Origin of the sequence: Variovorax boronicumulans (assembly GCF_019352895.1) — a bacterium.
In the GTDB taxonomy this organism is placed as follows: Bacteria; Pseudomonadota; Gammaproteobacteria; order Burkholderiales; family Burkholderiaceae_C; genus Variovorax; species Variovorax boronicumulans_A.
Genome location: NZ_JAAAFX010000004.1, coordinates 2,319,639 through 2,334,127, shown reverse-complemented (window position 1 = coordinate 2,334,127; position 14,489 = coordinate 2,319,639). Strand labels below are relative to the sequence as shown.

At 69.0% G+C, this 14,489-nt stretch carries 14 protein-coding genes and 1 tRNA gene; 11 read left to right on the top strand and 4 right to left on the bottom strand.

What is annotated here, in order from left to right; translation table 11 throughout:
- The first annotated feature begins 34 nt into the window (after positions 1 to 34).
- On the top strand, positions 35 to 1,714 hold the full coding sequence (gene recN, locus K0H49_RS12460) for a DNA repair protein RecN (protein WP_219212514.1): 1,680 nt from the start codon (positions 35 to 37) through the stop codon (positions 1,712 to 1,714).
- A gap of 26 nt (positions 1,715 to 1,740) precedes the next feature.
- Positions 1,741 to 2,637 carry an RNase adapter RapZ gene (gene rapZ / locus K0H49_RS12455; protein ID WP_219212513.1) on the top strand — a complete coding sequence of 299 codons (897 nt, stop codon included), beginning with the start codon at positions 1,741 to 1,743 and terminating at the stop codon, positions 2,635 to 2,637.
- On the opposite strand, the gene mutY is transcribed toward rapZ, so the two are convergent.
- From mutY to mutM, 3 genes are all read right to left on the bottom strand, one after another.
- Positions 2,634 to 3,698, bottom strand: a complete 1,065-nt coding sequence (mutY, locus tag K0H49_RS12450) for an A/G-specific adenine glycosylase (protein ID WP_219212511.1) — start codon at positions 3,696 to 3,698, stop codon at positions 2,634 to 2,636. The genes rapZ and mutY overlap by 4 nt on opposite strands.
- A gap of 22 nt (positions 3,699 to 3,720) precedes the next feature.
- On the bottom strand, positions 3,721 to 5,694 hold the full coding sequence (locus tag K0H49_RS12445) for a dynamin family protein (protein WP_219212509.1): 1,974 nt from the start codon (positions 5,692 to 5,694) through the stop codon (positions 3,721 to 3,723).
- A gap of 77 nt (positions 5,695 to 5,771) precedes the next feature.
- On the bottom strand, positions 5,772 to 6,587 hold the full coding sequence (gene mutM / locus K0H49_RS12440; protein WP_219212507.1) for a bifunctional DNA-formamidopyrimidine glycosylase/DNA-(apurinic or apyrimidinic site) lyase: 816 nt from the start codon (positions 6,585 to 6,587) through the stop codon (positions 5,772 to 5,774).
- A gap of 89 nt (positions 6,588 to 6,676) precedes the next feature.
- Between mutM and K0H49_RS12435 the strand changes: the two genes are divergently transcribed.
- The 8 genes from K0H49_RS12435 to K0H49_RS12400 all read left to right on the top strand — a co-directional run bounded on the left by K0H49_RS12435 (position 6,677) and on the right by K0H49_RS12400 (position 13,140).
- Positions 6,677 to 8,506: a tetratricopeptide repeat protein gene (locus tag K0H49_RS12435; protein WP_219212505.1), complete on the top strand. Its 1,830-nt coding sequence runs from the start codon at positions 6,677 to 6,679 to the stop codon at positions 8,504 to 8,506.
- A complete protein-coding gene (locus tag K0H49_RS12430) occupies positions 8,503 to 9,015 on the top strand; it encodes a lipoprotein insertase outer membrane protein LolB (RefSeq protein WP_219212503.1) in 513 nt (170 codons plus the stop codon). The genes K0H49_RS12435 and K0H49_RS12430 overlap by 4 nt, the downstream gene beginning before the upstream one ends.
- Positions 9,012 to 9,860, top strand: coding sequence for a 4-(cytidine 5'-diphospho)-2-C-methyl-D-erythritol kinase (ispE, locus tag K0H49_RS12425; protein ID WP_219212502.1), 849 nt, complete (start codon positions 9,012 to 9,014; stop codon positions 9,858 to 9,860). Before K0H49_RS12430 ends, ispE begins: the two co-directional genes overlap by 4 nt.
- Before the next feature lie 42 nt (positions 9,861 to 9,902).
- Positions 9,903 to 9,979: transfer RNA gene (locus tag K0H49_RS12420), tRNA-Gln, on the top strand.
- Positions 9,980 to 10,149: 170 nt separating this feature from the next.
- The gene (locus K0H49_RS12415) at positions 10,150 to 11,124 is read left to right on the top strand and encodes a ribose-phosphate pyrophosphokinase (protein WP_219212500.1); all 975 of its coding nucleotides are present in this window, start codon (positions 10,150 to 10,152) and stop codon (positions 11,122 to 11,124) included.
- A gap of 117 nt (positions 11,125 to 11,241) precedes the next feature.
- Positions 11,242 to 11,931, top strand: coding sequence for a 50S ribosomal protein L25/general stress protein Ctc (locus K0H49_RS12410; RefSeq protein ID WP_219212498.1), 690 nt, complete (start codon positions 11,242 to 11,244; stop codon positions 11,929 to 11,931).
- A 75-nt stretch (positions 11,932 to 12,006) separates the two neighbouring features.
- Positions 12,007 to 12,654: an aminoacyl-tRNA hydrolase gene (gene pth / locus K0H49_RS12405; RefSeq protein WP_219212496.1), complete on the top strand. Its 648-nt coding sequence runs from the start codon at positions 12,007 to 12,009 to the stop codon at positions 12,652 to 12,654.
- Positions 12,655 to 12,705: 51 nt separating this feature from the next.
- Entirely contained in the window at positions 12,706 to 13,140 is a 435-nt protein-coding gene (locus K0H49_RS12400; protein ID WP_219212494.1) for a hypothetical protein, read from the top strand.
- An 18-nt stretch (positions 13,141 to 13,158) separates the two neighbouring features.
- Here the strand turns inward: K0H49_RS12400 and K0H49_RS12395 are convergent, their stop codons facing one another.
- Entirely contained in the window at positions 13,159 to 13,449 is a 291-nt protein-coding gene (locus K0H49_RS12395; protein WP_219212492.1) for a YfhL family 4Fe-4S dicluster ferredoxin, read from the bottom strand.
- A gap of 62 nt (positions 13,450 to 13,511) precedes the next feature.
- On the opposite strand from K0H49_RS12395, the gene K0H49_RS12390 reads away from it, so the two are divergent.
- The gene (locus tag K0H49_RS12390; RefSeq protein ID WP_183025481.1) at positions 13,512 to 14,462 is read left to right on the top strand and encodes an ABC transporter permease; all 951 of its coding nucleotides are present in this window, start codon (positions 13,512 to 13,514) and stop codon (positions 14,460 to 14,462) included.
- Positions 14,463 to 14,489: the final 27 nt, after the last annotated feature.

Sequence of the window (14,489 nt, the reverse complement as noted above, 5' to 3'; positions counted from 1 at the left end):
CGCGCGCCCGCGCACCGCTTCACCTGGACCGCTGATGGCTCTGCGACGCATCGCGCTGCGCGATTTCGTGATCGTGCGTGCCCTGGAGATTGACCTGTCCTCGGGCTTCACCGTGCTGACCGGCGAGACCGGCGCCGGCAAATCCATCCTGATCGACGCCCTGCAACTGGCGCTGGGCAACCGCGCCGACGCCGGCGCGGTGCGCGAAGGCGCCGAGCGCCTCGACGTCAGCGCCGAATTCGATGCCGATCCCACGCTCGCCGGCTGGCTCGACGAAGGCGGCTTCGAGGCCGGCGAGGGCCTGCTGCTGCGCCGCACCGTCGACCTGCAGGGCCGCAGCCGCGGCTGGATCAACGGCAGCCCGGCCACCGCCACGCAATTGCGCGAGCTGGGCGACCACCTGCTCGACATCCACGGCCAGCACGCCTGGCAGAGCCTGACCCGGCCCGAGGCCGTGCGCGGCCTGCTCGACGCCTATGCCGGCGTGCGCACCGATGCGCTCGATGTCGCCTGGCAAAGCTGGCGGCAGGCACTGGGCACGCTGGCCACGGCCCGCTCCGCACAGGATTCTCTGCAGCGCGAGCGCGAGCGCCTGCAATGGCAGATCGCCGAAGTGCAGAAGCTCGCGCCCGGCGTCGACGAGTGGGAAGAGTTGTCGGCCAACCACGGACGGGCCTCGAACGCCCAGGCGCTGATCGATGCGGCCGGCGGCGCGCGCGCGGCCCTCGAGGACGACGACCAGGGCGCGCTGGTGGCACTGAACCGCGCGCTGACATTGCTGCAGGACTGCGAACACATCGAACCCGAATTCAAGGCCCTGTCCGAGGTGCTGGCCTCCAGCGTGGCGCAGGCCGCGGACGCGGCCCACTCGCTGCACGGCTACCTGCGCCACACCGACACCGACCCGCAGCACCTGGCCGATCTCGACGAGCGCATGGGCCTGTGGATGTCGCTGGCGCGCCGCTACAAGCGCACGCCGGTCGAGCTGCCGGGCCTGCTGGCGAGCTGGCAGGCCGAGCTGAAGGCGCTGGACGCGCAGAGCGATCTCGAGGGGCTCGAGCGCGCCGAGCAGGCCGCGCAGCAGGTCTACATGAAGGAAGCCAAGGCCCTGGGCAAGGCGCGCAAGCAGGCCGCGCCGAAGCTGGCGCAGGCGGTGACGCAGGCGATGCAGGGGCTGGGCATGCAGGGCGGACGTTTCGACGTGGCACTGCAGCCGCTCGCGCAGCCGGGCCGCGCCGGGCTCGAGGAGGTTGCCTTCCTGGTCGCCGGCCATCCGGGCAGCACGCCGCGGCCGATCGGCAAGGTGGCCTCGGGCGGCGAACTGTCGCGCGTGGCACTGGCCATCGCGGTCACGACCAGCGAACTCGGCACCGCACAGACGCTGATCTTCGACGAGGTCGATGCCGGCGTCGGCGGCGCGGTGGCCGAGACGGTCGGCCGCCTGATGCAACAACTGGGGCGCGACCGGCAGGTGCTGGCCGTGACCCACCTGCCGCAGGTCGCGGCCTGTGCCGACCAGCATCTGCTGGTCGCCAAGCGCCCGGCACCGGCCGACGGTGCCGGCGGGCCGCGCACCGAGAGCGGCGTGACCGCCCTCGATACCGAGACGCGCACCCGCGAGATCGCGCGCATGCTTGGCGGCGAACGCAGCTCGGCCACCTCGCTGGCGCATGCCCGCGAAATGCTCGACCGCCAGAGTGTGGGGGCCGCATGAGCGACAACACCGCAAGGCCCACTTCCATGACGGACGAAACCGCAGCCCCTGAATTCAACCTGGTGCTGATCACCGGCATGTCCGGCTCGGGCAAATCGGTGGCGCTGCATGCGCTGGAAGACGCGGGCTACTACTGCGTCGACAACCTGCCGCCCGAACTGATGGCGCCCTTCATTGCGCTGCAGCGCCAGCAGCACGCCACCCATGTCGCGATCGCAATGGACGTGCGCAGCGGGGTGTCGCTGCCGCAGGTGCCGCAACAGCTCGAACGACTGCGGCACGAAGGCGTGGCCTTGCGCTCGCTGTTCCTCGACGCCACCACCGACGCGCTGGTGCGCCGCTATTCCGAAACGCGCCGGCGCCATCCGCTGTCGCGCCAGGAAGAACGCGCCGACGCCCCCGAGCAGCAGCGCGTGCTGGTGCAGGCCATCGACCTCGAGCGCGAGCTGCTGGCCGACCTGCGCGACGGCGCCGACGTGATCGACACCAGCATCATCCGGCCGGCCCAGCTGCAGAGCTACGTCAAGGCGCTGATCTCGGCGCCGCAGAGCTCGCTGACGCTGGTCTTCGAGTCCTTCGCCTTCAAGCGCGGCGTGCCGCTGGACGCCGACTACGTGTTCGACGTGCGCATGCTGCCCAACCCGCACTACGTGCCGGCGCTGCGCCCGCTGACCGGGCGCGACACCGCGGTCATCGAGTGGCTGCGCGAGCACGACGACGTCAGCCGCATGTACGGCGACATCACGCAGTTCCTCGAGCGCTGGCTCGATGCGCTGGCGCAGGACCATCGCAGCTACGTCACGGTGGCCATCGGCTGCACCGGCGGGCAGCACCGCTCGGTGTTCCTGGTCGAGCAGCTGGCGCGCGGCTTCAGTGCGCGCTGGGCCGCGCTCAAGCGGCACCGGGAACTGGACGGAAACTAGCTCGCGTCGAGCGCGGGCTGCTGCGCCAGCAGCTTGCGCACCGGCGCCGGCAGGCCCAATGCGGTCCACGATGCGGCGGCGAACCAGGCGCCGCCCTCACCCAGCGAACGGCCCTCGCTCACGACCCGCACCGGGTGCAGGTGCAGGTCCTTGTGCGTGAGCACATGCAGAAAGGGCGGCGCATCGACCACCGCGGCGCGCTCGGCCGGCGACAGCACCGCCAGCAGGGCCTCGCGGCTCTCGAACACCGGCAGGCTGTAGAGGCCGGCCCAGATGCCGCGCGCCGAGCGCTTCTCGAGCCAGACCCGGTCGGCGCCGTCGTCGGCCTGCAGCATCCACAGCGACTGGGCGGTGCGCCGCAGCTTGCGCGTCTTGACCGGGTAGCGTTCGGGCTCGCCCTCGCGGCGCGCCACGCACAGAGCGCCCACCGGGCAGATCATGCAGCTCGGGCGGCGCGGCAGGCAGACCGTGGCGCCCAGGTCCATCACGCCCTGCGTGTAGCGCGCGATGTCGGCGGGCTGGTCGGCCGGCGGCAGCAGTTGGGTCGCGATGTCCCACAGCGCACGCTCCTGCGCGCCCGACGACATGTCGCCGTCGAAGCCCAGCAGCCGCGTGAGCACGCGCTTGACGTTGCCGTCGAGGATCGCGACGCGTTCGCCGAAACAGAAGGCTGCGATGGCCGAGGCGGTGGAGCGGCCGATGCCCGGCAGCGTCGTGAGTTCGGCCGCGCTGCGCGGAAACGCGCCGCCGAAGCGCGCCACCACCTCCTGCGCACAGCGGTGCATGTTGCGTGCGCGGCTGTAGTAGCCCAGCCCGCTCCAGAGGCCGAAGACCTCGTCCTCGCTGCCCGCGGCCAGCGCGGCCACGTCCGGAAAACGCTCGAGAAAGCGCGCGAAGTAGCCCAGCACCGTGCTGACCTGGGTCTGCTGCAGCATGACCTCCGAGAGCCAGACGCGGTAGGGGTCCTGGGTGTTCTGCCACGGCAGCTCGCTGCGGCCGTGGGTCTTCTGCCAGGCGACGACATGCGCCGCGAAGCCGAGCGTTGCGGGCTCCGCCTTCACCGGGCGGCCCTCCGGCACGCGCTCACGCCGCACTGACGATGCCGTGTCGGCCGGAGGCACCCGCCGCCGGGGCCGAGGCCTCGTTGCTGATCAGCAGCGCGGTGAGTTCGTCGAGGCGCCCCTGCAGTTCGGCCAGGCCGCCTTCCTGCGCCGCGATCTCGGCCAGCCGTTCCTCGAGATTGCCGGCCGCGCCCTGGATGCGCTCGACCGACTCCAGCCGGCGTCCGAAATTGCGGCGGCGCTCCTTGAGCTGGGCGTCGAGCTGGGCGCCTGCGCCCTTGCTCCAGCGCTCCACCTCGCCCATCGCGGCCTCGTTGACCACCCGCAGGCGGCTCGCCAGCGCACGCACCAGCTTGTCGCAGAAGTCGGCCTGCGCCAGCTTCAACAGGTTGCTCACGCCGAGGTAGTGCAGATGGCTGCGCTCGATCTGCGTGAGCTGCTGCTCGAAGCTCGTGAGGTCGGGCTCGGCCGGCGCCTGCAGCGTGAAACCGTGTTCGGCATTGAGCTGCCGGAAGGTGGCATGCAGCATCGACTGGATCTCGCCCGTGGTGGCCTGCACCTCGCGCAGGTTGTTGCGCAAGGCATCGAAGGTCTCGCCGTACACCTTGCGCACGCTGAGCTTGATGCCGGGGCGCTTCAACGCCGAGGCAAGGCGCCCCATGTCGGCCTTGAGCGCCGTGCTACCGAGCACCGCATAGACCTCGCGCAGCAGCTTGCCCTGCACCGAACGCACGGCCAGGATGCGCACATTGCTGGATTCGAATTCGGATTGTTCCTGCTCGATGCGCCCGCGCATGTGGCGGATCACCGAGGCGTTCTTGCCGCGCAGGCCCTGCAGTTCGAGCACCTGCTCGGAGAGGTCGCGCTGGCGCACATGAAGAATGCGCGAGGCCTCCGCCCGCAACGAGGCGATGCCGGCATCGACGGCCAGGCGCAGCATGGTCTCGCGCTTGCCCAGCAAGCCTTCGCCCAGCACGGCCTCGAGGCCCGGCAGCCGGCTGGCCTGGAGCAGCGGTGCGTCGCGGCGGATCTTGGCCTGCAGGCCCTTCTGTGCCGACACCGGCAGCACCTGCGGCAGCGGCACCCCCAGCAGTTCGGCCGCGCCCTGGCGCTGGCGCTCGATCTGCGCATCGATCTGCGCGGGCGTGCTCAGCGTGTCCCACATCGTGTCGATCTTGTTGAGCACCACGATCCGGGTGTCGCCCGCATCGCCCTCGGTGACCAGGTGCTCGCGCCAGATGGCCAGGTCGGAACGCGTCACGCCGGTGTCGGCGCCGAGGATGAACACCACCGCATGCGCGCGCGGGATCAGGCTCACCGTGAGCTCGGGCTCCGCGCCGATCGCGTTGAGCCCCGGGGTGTCGAGGATCACCAGGCCCTGTTCGAGCAGCGGATGCGGCATGTTGAGCACCGCATGGCGCCAACGCGGGATCTCGACCCGGCCCTGGGGATCGGGCAGCGGGTTGTCGTCGGGCGTGTCGTCGCTCCAGAAGCCGAGCGCGCGCGCCTCGGCCAGCGGCACCCAGCGCACCTCGGCCACCTTGGCCATCGCTTCGGACAATTGCACCGCGTCCTCGACATCGATGGGCACGTCGACCCAGTGCGAGGGCTCGTCGCGCCAATGCATCAGCGAGTGCGGTTCGGAGCGCGTCTCGATCGGCAGCAGCCGCAGGCTTGGCGGCTGGGCCGCGTCGTAGCCCAGTTCGGTCGGGCACATCGTGGTGCGGCCCGCGCTCGCCGGCATGATGCGGCGGCCGTAGCCGGCGAAGAAGATCGCATTGATCAGCTCCGACTTGCCGCGCGAGAACTCCGCCACGAAGGCCACCATGACCTTGCTGGTGCGCATCTGCGCCTCGAGTTCGCGCAGGCGCTCCGCCACGGCCTGGTCGAGCAACTCGTTCTCCGCGAGCCAGCCCGACAACCATTGCAGTCGCTTCGCAAAACTGCGGCGCCAGACGCCGTGCTGGTCGAATTGCTGGTTGAAGGATCGTGTCAAGGAGAGAGGAGTGAGAGTGAGCTCACAAAATATAGCATTCGACACTGCTGCGAAGGGCCGTGGCCCTCCGGGGTAGCTCAGTACTTTTGGCAGTTCGGGCAGAAATAGGTCGAGCGCTGGCCCTGGCGCACCTGCCGGACCGGCGTGGCGCAGACGCGGCAGGGTTCGCCGGCCCGGCCGTAGACGGTCGCCTCGATCTGGAAGTGGCCGCTCTGGCCGTCGATGTTGGAAAAGTCCCGCAGCGTGGTGCCGCCCTGCTCCACCGCCCGCGCCAGCACCTGGCGCACCGCCGCGTGCAGGCGCAGCGCGCGCGGCCGGCTGATGCGAGAGGCCGCCACGGTGGGCCGGATGCCCGCCAGGAACAGCACCTCCGAGGCATAGATGTTGCCCACGCCCACCACCACGTCGCCGGCCAGCAGCACCAGCTTGATCGGGGACTTGCGCCGCCGCAGGCCCGCATGAAAGGCCTCGAAGTCGAAGCTGTCTTCCAGCGGCTCCATGCCCAGGCCACCCAGCAGCTTGAGCGCCAGCGGCGAGCCCTCGTCCTCCACATGGACCACCGCCCCGAAGCGGCGCGGGTCGTTCAGGCGCAGGATGCCCCGGCTGGTGACGAGATCGAAATGGTCGTGCGCCCCCGGCGCCGGCAGCACCGCATCGAAGCGCAGGCTGCCCGACATGCCCAGGTGCAGCAGCAGCAGGCCGGCGTCCAGTTCGACCAGCAGGTACTTGCCGCGCCGTCGCACGGTGCGGACTTCGCGCCCCACCAACGTCTGCGGGTCGATGCCCAGCGCCCAGCGCAGAGGCTTGCCCATGCGCACCGCCTCGATGCGGGCGCCGGCGATGCGGTCGACGAAACCGCGGCGTGTGACTTCGACTTCGGGGAGTTCGGGCATGGCGCGAGCGTGACACATGAATGAGCGCCAGGGGAACCGGATGACCCGCCGACGCTCTGATGGAAAAGCCTTGGATTATTATGAGTTCGATGACCCCATCGCCCCGCCGACTCCGCCTTGCGGCGGCCCTCTCCCTCGTCTTGATCGCTTTGGCCGCCCAGGCACAGCAGCCGCCCGCTGCCGTGCCGCCGGCCGCGGCGCCGACGAGCCCCGCGCCGATCATCGAGCGGACCCCGCCCGTGACCGATGCCGACGCCAAGCCCCCGGCCGATGGCGGGGCCAAGGCCTCGGCGCTGACGGCCGAGCTCTTCTACGAGGTGCTGGTGGGCGAAATCACCGCCCGCGGCGGCGATCCCGGGGCCGGCTACGCACTGGTGCTCGACGCGGCCCGCCGCACGCGCGACGGGGCCCTGTTCCAGCGCGCGGTCGAGATCGCGCTGCAGTCGCGCTCCGGCGACGCCGCGCTGGCCGCGGCGCAGGCCTGGAAGGAAGCGCTGCCCAATTCACGCGAAGCACGCCGCTTCGAGCTGCAGATCCTGATCGCCCTCAACCGCATCGCCGAGACGGCCGAGCCGCTGCGCGCGGCGATCGCCGCCACGCCGCTGCCCGAGCACCCGCTGCTGATGGCCGTCATCGCGCGCAACTACGGCCGCGCCACCGACAAGAAGCTGGCCGCCTCGGTGGTGGAGCAGGCGCTGGTCGACGAGGTGAAGAATCCCGCGACGGCCGGCCTGGCCTGGACCACCATCGGCCGCCTGCGGCTGCTCGCGGGCGACAGCACCGGCGCGCTCGAAGCCGCGATCCAGGGCCAGACGGCCGACCCCGCCTCCGACGGCCCGCCGCTGCTGGCGCTCGACCTGATGGACCCCGACCGGCCGCTGGCCGAACCGCTGGTCAAGCGCTACCTCGCCAGCCCCAACGCGCTGCCGGAGCTGCGCATCGCCTACGCGCGCGAACTCATGGAAGCACGGCGCTACACCGACGCGAGCGCCGAACTCACGGCGCTGACCACCGAGAAACCCGACATGCCCGCGCCCTGGGTGCTGCTGGGCAGCCTGCAGGCGCAGGGCCGCCAGGACGCGGCGGCCGAGACCTCGCTCAAGCGCTACGTGACGCTGGCCGGCGCGCTGCCGGCCGAAGACGAAGCCCGGCGCGGCCTGACGCAGGCCTATCTGCTGCTGTCGCAACTGGCCGAACGCCGCAAGGACTTCGCCGAGGCCGACCGCTGGCTCACTCGCTCGGACAGCGCAGATGAGGCCCTGGGCTGGCAACTGCGCCGCGCGGGGCTGCTCGCGCGCCAGGGCAAGGTCCAGCAGGCACGGGAACTCGTGCGCGGGCTGCCCGAGCGCAACGAGGACGAAGGCAAGCAGAAACTGCAGGCCGAAGTCCAGTTGCTGCGCGACGCCAAGCAGTACCAGCCGGCCTACGACCTGCTGGCCAAGGCCAGCGCGGCCGCGCCCCAGGACGCCGACCTGATCTACGACCAGGCCATGATGGCCGAGAAGCTGAACCGGCTCGACGAGATGGAGCGCCTGCTGCGCCGCCTGATCGAGCTGCGTCCCGACAACCAGAACGCCTACAACGCGCTGGGCTACTCCTTCGCCGATCGCAAGATCCGCCTGGAAGAAGCGCGCACACTGATCCGCAAGGCGGTGCAGCTCGCGCCCCAGGACCCGTTCATCGCCGACAGCCTGGGCTGGGTCGAGTTCCGGCTCGGCAACACCGCCGAGTCGCAGCGCATCCTGGAGGCCGCCTACACGCGCCGTGCCGATCCCGAGATCGGCGCCCACCTGGGCGAAGTGCTCTGGACCGCCGGCGACCGCGAGCGCGCGATGCGCATCTGGCGCGAAGCGGCCCAGGCCGACGCGGAGAACGAGACCCTGCAGGAGACGCTCAAGCGCCTGCGCATCAAGCTGTGAAGGCTCGCCGCCACCTGCTGCAGGCCGCCGGCACGGCGCTGGCCGCCGTGCTGCTCGCCGGCTGTGCGACGCCGGGCCGATCCAACGCGACGGCGCCCGACACCGATCGCCCCGAGAACTGGAGCGGCCGCATGTCCCTGCGCATCGACAGCGAGCCGGTCCAGACCTTCTCCGCACTGTTCGACCTGCGCGGCGGCCCCGAGCGCGGCACGCTGACGCTCACCACGCCGATCGGCAGCACGCTGGCCCAGCTCCAGTGGTCGCCCGGCGAAGCGCTGCTGAAGAACGGCAACGAGACGCGGCGCTATCCCTCGGTGGATGCGCTGATCGAAGCGGCCACCGGCGCCTCGATCCCGGTCGGCGCGCTGTTCGGCTGGCTCGCCGGACGCGACGACACCGTGCCCGGCTGGCGCCCCGACCTCTCGCAACGGGCCGCGGGGCGCCTGCAGGCCGTGCGCGACGCGCCGCTGCCGCGGGCCGACCTGCGCATCGCCTTCGCCCGCGAATGAAAGCGCTCTACGACCTCCCGGCGCCGGCCAAGCTCAACACCTTCCTGCACATCACCGGCCGGCGCGCCGATGGCTACCACCTGCTGCAGTCGGTGTTCATGCTCATCGACTGGTGCGACACGCTGCACGTCGAACTGCGCGGCGACGGCCTGCTCAGCCGCGAAGACCTGACCACGCCGCTGCCGGCCGACGACCTGGTGCTGCGGGCCGCGCGCGCGCTGCAGGTGCACGCCCGGCCGGGCCAGGGCGCGCACATCGGCGTGGCCAAGTACATCCCCGCGCAGGCCGGCATGGGCGGCGGGTCCTCCGATGCCGCCACCTGCCTGCTGGCGCTCAATCGCCTCTGGGACCTGCGGCTGCCGCTCGCCACCCTGGAAGGCATCGGCCTGCAGCTCGGCGCCGATGTGCCCTTCTTCCTGCGCGGACACAACGCCTGGGTCGAGGGCGTGGGGGAGAAAATCACGCCCATCACGCTGCCCGCGGCACGCTTCGCAGTGCTCAAGCCGGACGTCGGACTGGAAACTTCATCAATTTTTTCAGCACCCGATTTGAATCGCTCAAATCCTGTTGCTATAATCTCTGGCTTTGCTGCACACAGCGGATCAGAAGCCTACAGCTTCGGTCACAACGACTTGCAGCCGGTTGCGCAGCGGCTTTGTCCCGCGGTCACCGAAGCCATCGAATGGCTCGGTCGCCAAGGTTTGAAGGCGCGCATGACGGGCTCCGGGAGCGCGGTGTTTGCAGTGATGTCGCATGACGCGAATTTGCCTCAAGAACCTTCGGGTTGGCAGCTTCGTCAGTGCGACAATCTGGCCGCTCATCCCCTCCAGGGCTGGGCGGACTGAAAAGAGAAATATCGGTTGACGGCCTCGGTCGTCAACCCGTGTAGGGGCGTCGCCAAGCTGGTTAAGGCACTGGATTTTGATTCCAGCATGCGAAGGTTCGAATCCTTCCGCCCCTGCCAAAACACACCTCACGACCGATGGTCGTGGGACATGAATCACGGCCCACAGGCCGTGATGAAAGAAATCCGCGGCGCCGCCGCGGCCAACGAGATTTGCAGCCGGTCGGCTGCAAAGACCACGAGAACACTGGCGGCTCCCTGAAGAGCCATTTGCATTGCTGGACGCGCTCATGCAGGCTCAACATCCTGACTTCATGGTTTTCACCGGCAATGCCAATCCGGGTCTTGCCGCGGAGATCGCTCAGCATCTCGGCACCGGTCTCGGCGCTGCCCGCGTGGGCCGCTTCTCCGACGGCGAAGTCACCGTCGAAATCAATCAGAACGTCCGGGCCCGCGATGTGTTCGTCGTGCAGTCGACCTGCGCGCCGACCAACGAGAACCTGATGGAACTGCTGATGATGGTCGATGCGCTCAAGCGCGCTTCGGCCGAGCGAATCAGCGCCGTCATCCCCTACTACGGCTACGCCCGCCAGGACCGTCGTCCGCGTTCGAGCCGCGTGCCGATCTCGGCCAAGGTGGTGGCCGACCTGCTGCAGACCGTGGGTGTGTCCCGCGTGCTCACGATGGACCTGCACGCCGACCAGATCCAGGGCTTCTTCGACATCCCGGTCGACAACATCTACGCGTCGCCGGTGCTGCTGGGCGACCTGCGCCAGAAGAACTACGAAGACCTGATCGTGGTCTCGCCCGACGTGGGCGGCGTGGTCCGCGCACGTGCACTGGCCAAACAACTGAACACCGACCTGGCCATCATCGACAAGCGTCGCCCCAAGGCGAACGTGAGCGAAGTGATGAATGTGATCGGCGAGATCGACGGCCGCAACTGCGTGATCATGGACGACATGATCGACACGGCCGGCACGCTGGTCAAAGCCGCCGAGGTGCTCAAGGAGCGCGGCGCCAAGAAGGTCTACGCCTACTGCACGCACCCGATCTTCTCGGGTCCGGCCATCGAGCGCATCGCGCAGGGCTCGGCACTCGACGAAGTCGTCGTGACCAACACCATTCCTCTTTCCGACACCGCGCTGGGCTGCAAGAAGATCCGTCAGCTCTCCGTGGCCCCGCTGATCGCCGAAACGATCCTGCGCATCTCCAAGGGTGAGTCGGTGATGAGTTTGTTCTCGGACCAGGACAACCTGTTCTGATCTGAGCAAAAAGCAGGCTTCCCGCTCGGGAGGCCATTTTGAAACCGGCGCCGCACTGGTCGCGGTCGGCGCTCAAGAAGCGGGTGGCAATTGCGCCATCGCTCCAAGGAGTTAACTATGAAATTCGTCGCTTTTGAGCGCGCCAAGCAGGGCACGGGTGCGAGCCGCCGTCTCCGCATCTCGGGCAAGACCCCCGGCATCGTCTACGGTGGTGACGTCACGCCCCAGCTGATCGAAATCGATCACAACGCGCTGTGGCACGCCCTGAAGAAGGAAGCCTTCCACGCCTCCATCCTCGAGATGGAACTGGACGGCGCGGTGAGCAAGGTGCTGTTGCGCGACGTGCAATACCACCCCTTCCGTCCGCTGGTTCAGCACATCGACTTCCAACGCGTCGATGCCAAGACCCGCATGACCATGAAGGTGCCACTGCACTTCAAGGGTGAAGAAGAGTCCGAAGCCGTCAAGATCGAGCTGAACCTGGTCAACCACGTGGCCACCGAACTCGAAGTCAACGGCCTGCCCGCAGAACTGCCCGAATTCATCGAGGTCGACCTGTCGGGCCTCAAGAAGAACGGCACCGTCACGCTCAAGGACATCAAGCTGCCGCGCGGTGTGAAGTGGGTCAGCCACGGCAAGCCGAACCTGGTGCTGGCCTCGGCCACCGCACCGGCGGCCGAAGAAGTCGATGCACCGGTGGAAGGCGCTGAAGCCGCCGCTGCTGCACCGGCCGGCAAGGGTGGCAAGGCTGGCGCCAAGGCGCCCGCGGCCAAGACCCCTGCTGCCAAGACCCCTGCCAAGAAGTAAACCCTTCTTCTGCTGCAGACCAACGGCCCGCCTCGTGCGGGCCGTTTCCGTTTGGGGCACACCGATAATCACGCCATGATCAAGTTGTTCGTCGGCCTGGGCAACCCGGGCCCGGAATACGAAGCCACGCGGCACAACGCGGGCTTCTGGTGGATCGACGCACTGGCGCGCGACCTCAAAGTCACCCTCGCGCCCGAGCGCGGCTACCACGGCTTCGCGGCGCGTGCGACGGTGCATGGGCAGCCGGTCTGGCTGCTCGAGCCGCAGACCTTCATGAACCTCTCGGGCAAGTCGGTGGCGGCGCTCGCGCGCTTCTTCAAGATCGCGCCGCAGGAGATCCTGGTGGTGCACGACGAACTCGACGTGGTGCCCGGCCAGGCCAAGCTCAAGTTCGGCGGCAGCCATGCGGGCCACAACGGATTGCGCGACATCCATGCGCAGCTGGGCACGGGCGACTACTGGCGGCTGCGCCTCGGCATCGGCCACCCGGGCGTGAAATCCGAAGTGGTGAACTGGGTGCTCAAGAAGCCACTCAAGGAACAGCGCGAAGCCATCGACGACGCGATCGTCCGCACGCTGCATGCAGTGCCTGCACTGCTGGCCGGCGAGATGGAGAAGGCCACGCTGCTGATCCACACGAGCAAGCCCCCACGCCCCAAGCCGCCCCGGCGCGAACCGGGCGAGAGCACCGGCGAAGGAGCGAGCGAGCCCGCCGCACCCTGAGCGCGGCGCCACCGAGCGACAGAGGAAAGAGAAGGAAGGGAGACGAAAAAAATGAAAGTCCAGAGACTTCACCGGTCCATCGCCACGGCCATTGCCTGCATCGCGATGGCTGCTGCGGCCCCTGCAGCGGCCGGCACCTGGCGCTGCGGCAGCACCTACACCGACCAGCCCTGCCCCGGCGGCCAGGCCCTGCCCACGGATGCCGCGCCGAGCACCGAACGGGTGCGCGACGCCGACGAGCAGACCCGCAAAACGCAAGCCACGGCCGCACGCATGGAAGCCGAACGCCTGCGCAGCGACAAGGAGCGCCCGGCCATGGTCCACCTGCCGGCACCCTCGGCAGCGAAAACACATGTCGAGCCGGCCCAGACCGCGGGCCGCAAGGGCAAGGGGCGAAAGGCCTCTGATTTCTTCACCGCAGCCGGTCCTGGCACGGCCAAAGCCCCCAGGAAGAAAAAGGCCGCAAAGGCCCAGGCCGCAGGCTGATCGACCCGGCGCGCGGGCTCAGGCCGCGACCGGCGCGTCGCCCGCGCCGCTGGCCGCGGCCTTGGTGGCCGTGAGCCGCTCGAACTTCATCCAGAGCGTGGCGCGCGCCTCGACATGCGCGGGGTTCGTGGGAATGCACGCGACCGGGCACACCTGCACGCATTGCGGTTCGTCGAAGTGGCCCACGCATTCGGTGCACTTGTGCGGGTCGATCTCGTAGATCGACTCGCCCATGTAGATCGCGTCGTTGGGGCACTCCGGTTCGCACACATCGCAGTTGATGCATTCGTCGGTGATCATCAAAGCCATGGCTGAATTATCCGCTGCGGGCATGCTTGTTGCGGGAGTCGGGTTATGCTGCGCCCCGCCCCATGAGTCTGTTTCTATTCAAGCGCTTCGCGACACTGATCGGTACGCTGATCGGTGCTTCCATCATCGTCTTCCTGGTTCTGGAGATCCTGCCCGGCAATGCCGCGCAGCTGCTCCTGGGCCCTGATGCGCCGCCCGACGCCGTGGCCGCCCTGGCGACCCAGCTCGGGCTCGACCAGCCGGCCTGGACCCGCTACTGGCACTGGATCGCCGGCCTGCTGACCGGCGACCTCGGCAACAGCTATGCCTACAGCTCGCCGGTGCTCGACCTGATCCTCGAACGGCTCGCGCTGACCGTGCCGCTGGCGGTGATGGCGATGGCGCTCACCACCGTGCTCGCGCTGCTGGTCGGCGTGACCGCGGCCGCACGCCACAACAAGCTGGGCGACGTGGGACTGATGAGCCTCACGCAGGTCGGCATCGCGATCCCGAACTTCTGGTTCGCGATCCTGCTGATCCTGGTGTTCTCGGTGCAGCTCAAGTGGTTCTCGGCCGGCGGCTTCGACGGCTGGGGCGAAGGCGTGTTCGCCGGCATCAAGTCGCTGTTGCTGCCCGCGCTCTCGCTGGCCGTGGTGCAGGCCGCGATCCTGGCGCGCATCACGCGCTCGGCCGTGCTCGAGGTGATGCGCGAGGACTTCGTGCGCACCGCGCGCGCCAAGGGCGTGTCGCAGCGCATGGTGCTCTGGACCCATGTGCTGCGCAACGCCATGATCCCGGTGATCACGGTGATGGGCATGCAGTTCTCCGAGCTGCTGGCCGGCACCATCGTGGTGGAGAACGTGTTCTACCTGCCCGGCCTGGGCCGCCTGATCTTCCAGGCCATCAGCAACCGCGACCTGGTCGTGGTGCGCAACTGCGTGATGCTGCTGGCCGCGCTGGTGGTGATCGTCAATTTCGTGGTCGACGTGCTGTATGCGGTGATCGACCCGCGCATCAAGGCTTCAGACATATGACGCCCCCCAGCTTTTCACACCGCTTCG

Bases quoted from the DNA above. Each gene is read 5' to 3' on its own strand.
- recN (WP_219212514.1), top strand. From the start codon at position 35: ATGGCTCTGCGACGCATCGCGCTGCGCGATTTCGTGATCGTGCGTGCC.
- rapZ (WP_219212513.1), top strand. From the start codon at position 1,741: ATGACGGACGAAACCGCAGCCCCTGAATTCAACCTGGTGCTGATCACC.
- mutM (WP_219212507.1), bottom strand. From the start codon at position 6,587: ATGCCCGAACTCCCCGAAGTCGAAGTCACACGCCGCGGTTTCGTCGAC.
- K0H49_RS12435 (WP_219212505.1), top strand. From the start codon at position 6,677: ATGACCCCATCGCCCCGCCGACTCCGCCTTGCGGCGGCCCTCTCCCTC.
- ispE (WP_219212502.1), top strand. From the start codon at position 9,012: ATGAAAGCGCTCTACGACCTCCCGGCGCCGGCCAAGCTCAACACCTTC.
- K0H49_RS12415 (WP_219212500.1), top strand. From the start codon at position 10,150: ATGCAGGCTCAACATCCTGACTTCATGGTTTTCACCGGCAATGCCAAT.
- K0H49_RS12410 (WP_219212498.1), top strand. From the start codon at position 11,242: ATGAAATTCGTCGCTTTTGAGCGCGCCAAGCAGGGCACGGGTGCGAGC.
- pth (WP_219212496.1), top strand. From the start codon at position 12,007: ATGATCAAGTTGTTCGTCGGCCTGGGCAACCCGGGCCCGGAATACGAA.
- K0H49_RS12400 (WP_219212494.1), top strand. From the start codon at position 12,706: ATGAAAGTCCAGAGACTTCACCGGTCCATCGCCACGGCCATTGCCTGC.
- K0H49_RS12395 (WP_219212492.1), bottom strand. From the start codon at position 13,449: ATGGCTTTGATGATCACCGACGAATGCATCAACTGCGATGTGTGCGAA.
- K0H49_RS12390 (WP_183025481.1), top strand. From the start codon at position 13,512: ATGAGTCTGTTTCTATTCAAGCGCTTCGCGACACTGATCGGTACGCTG.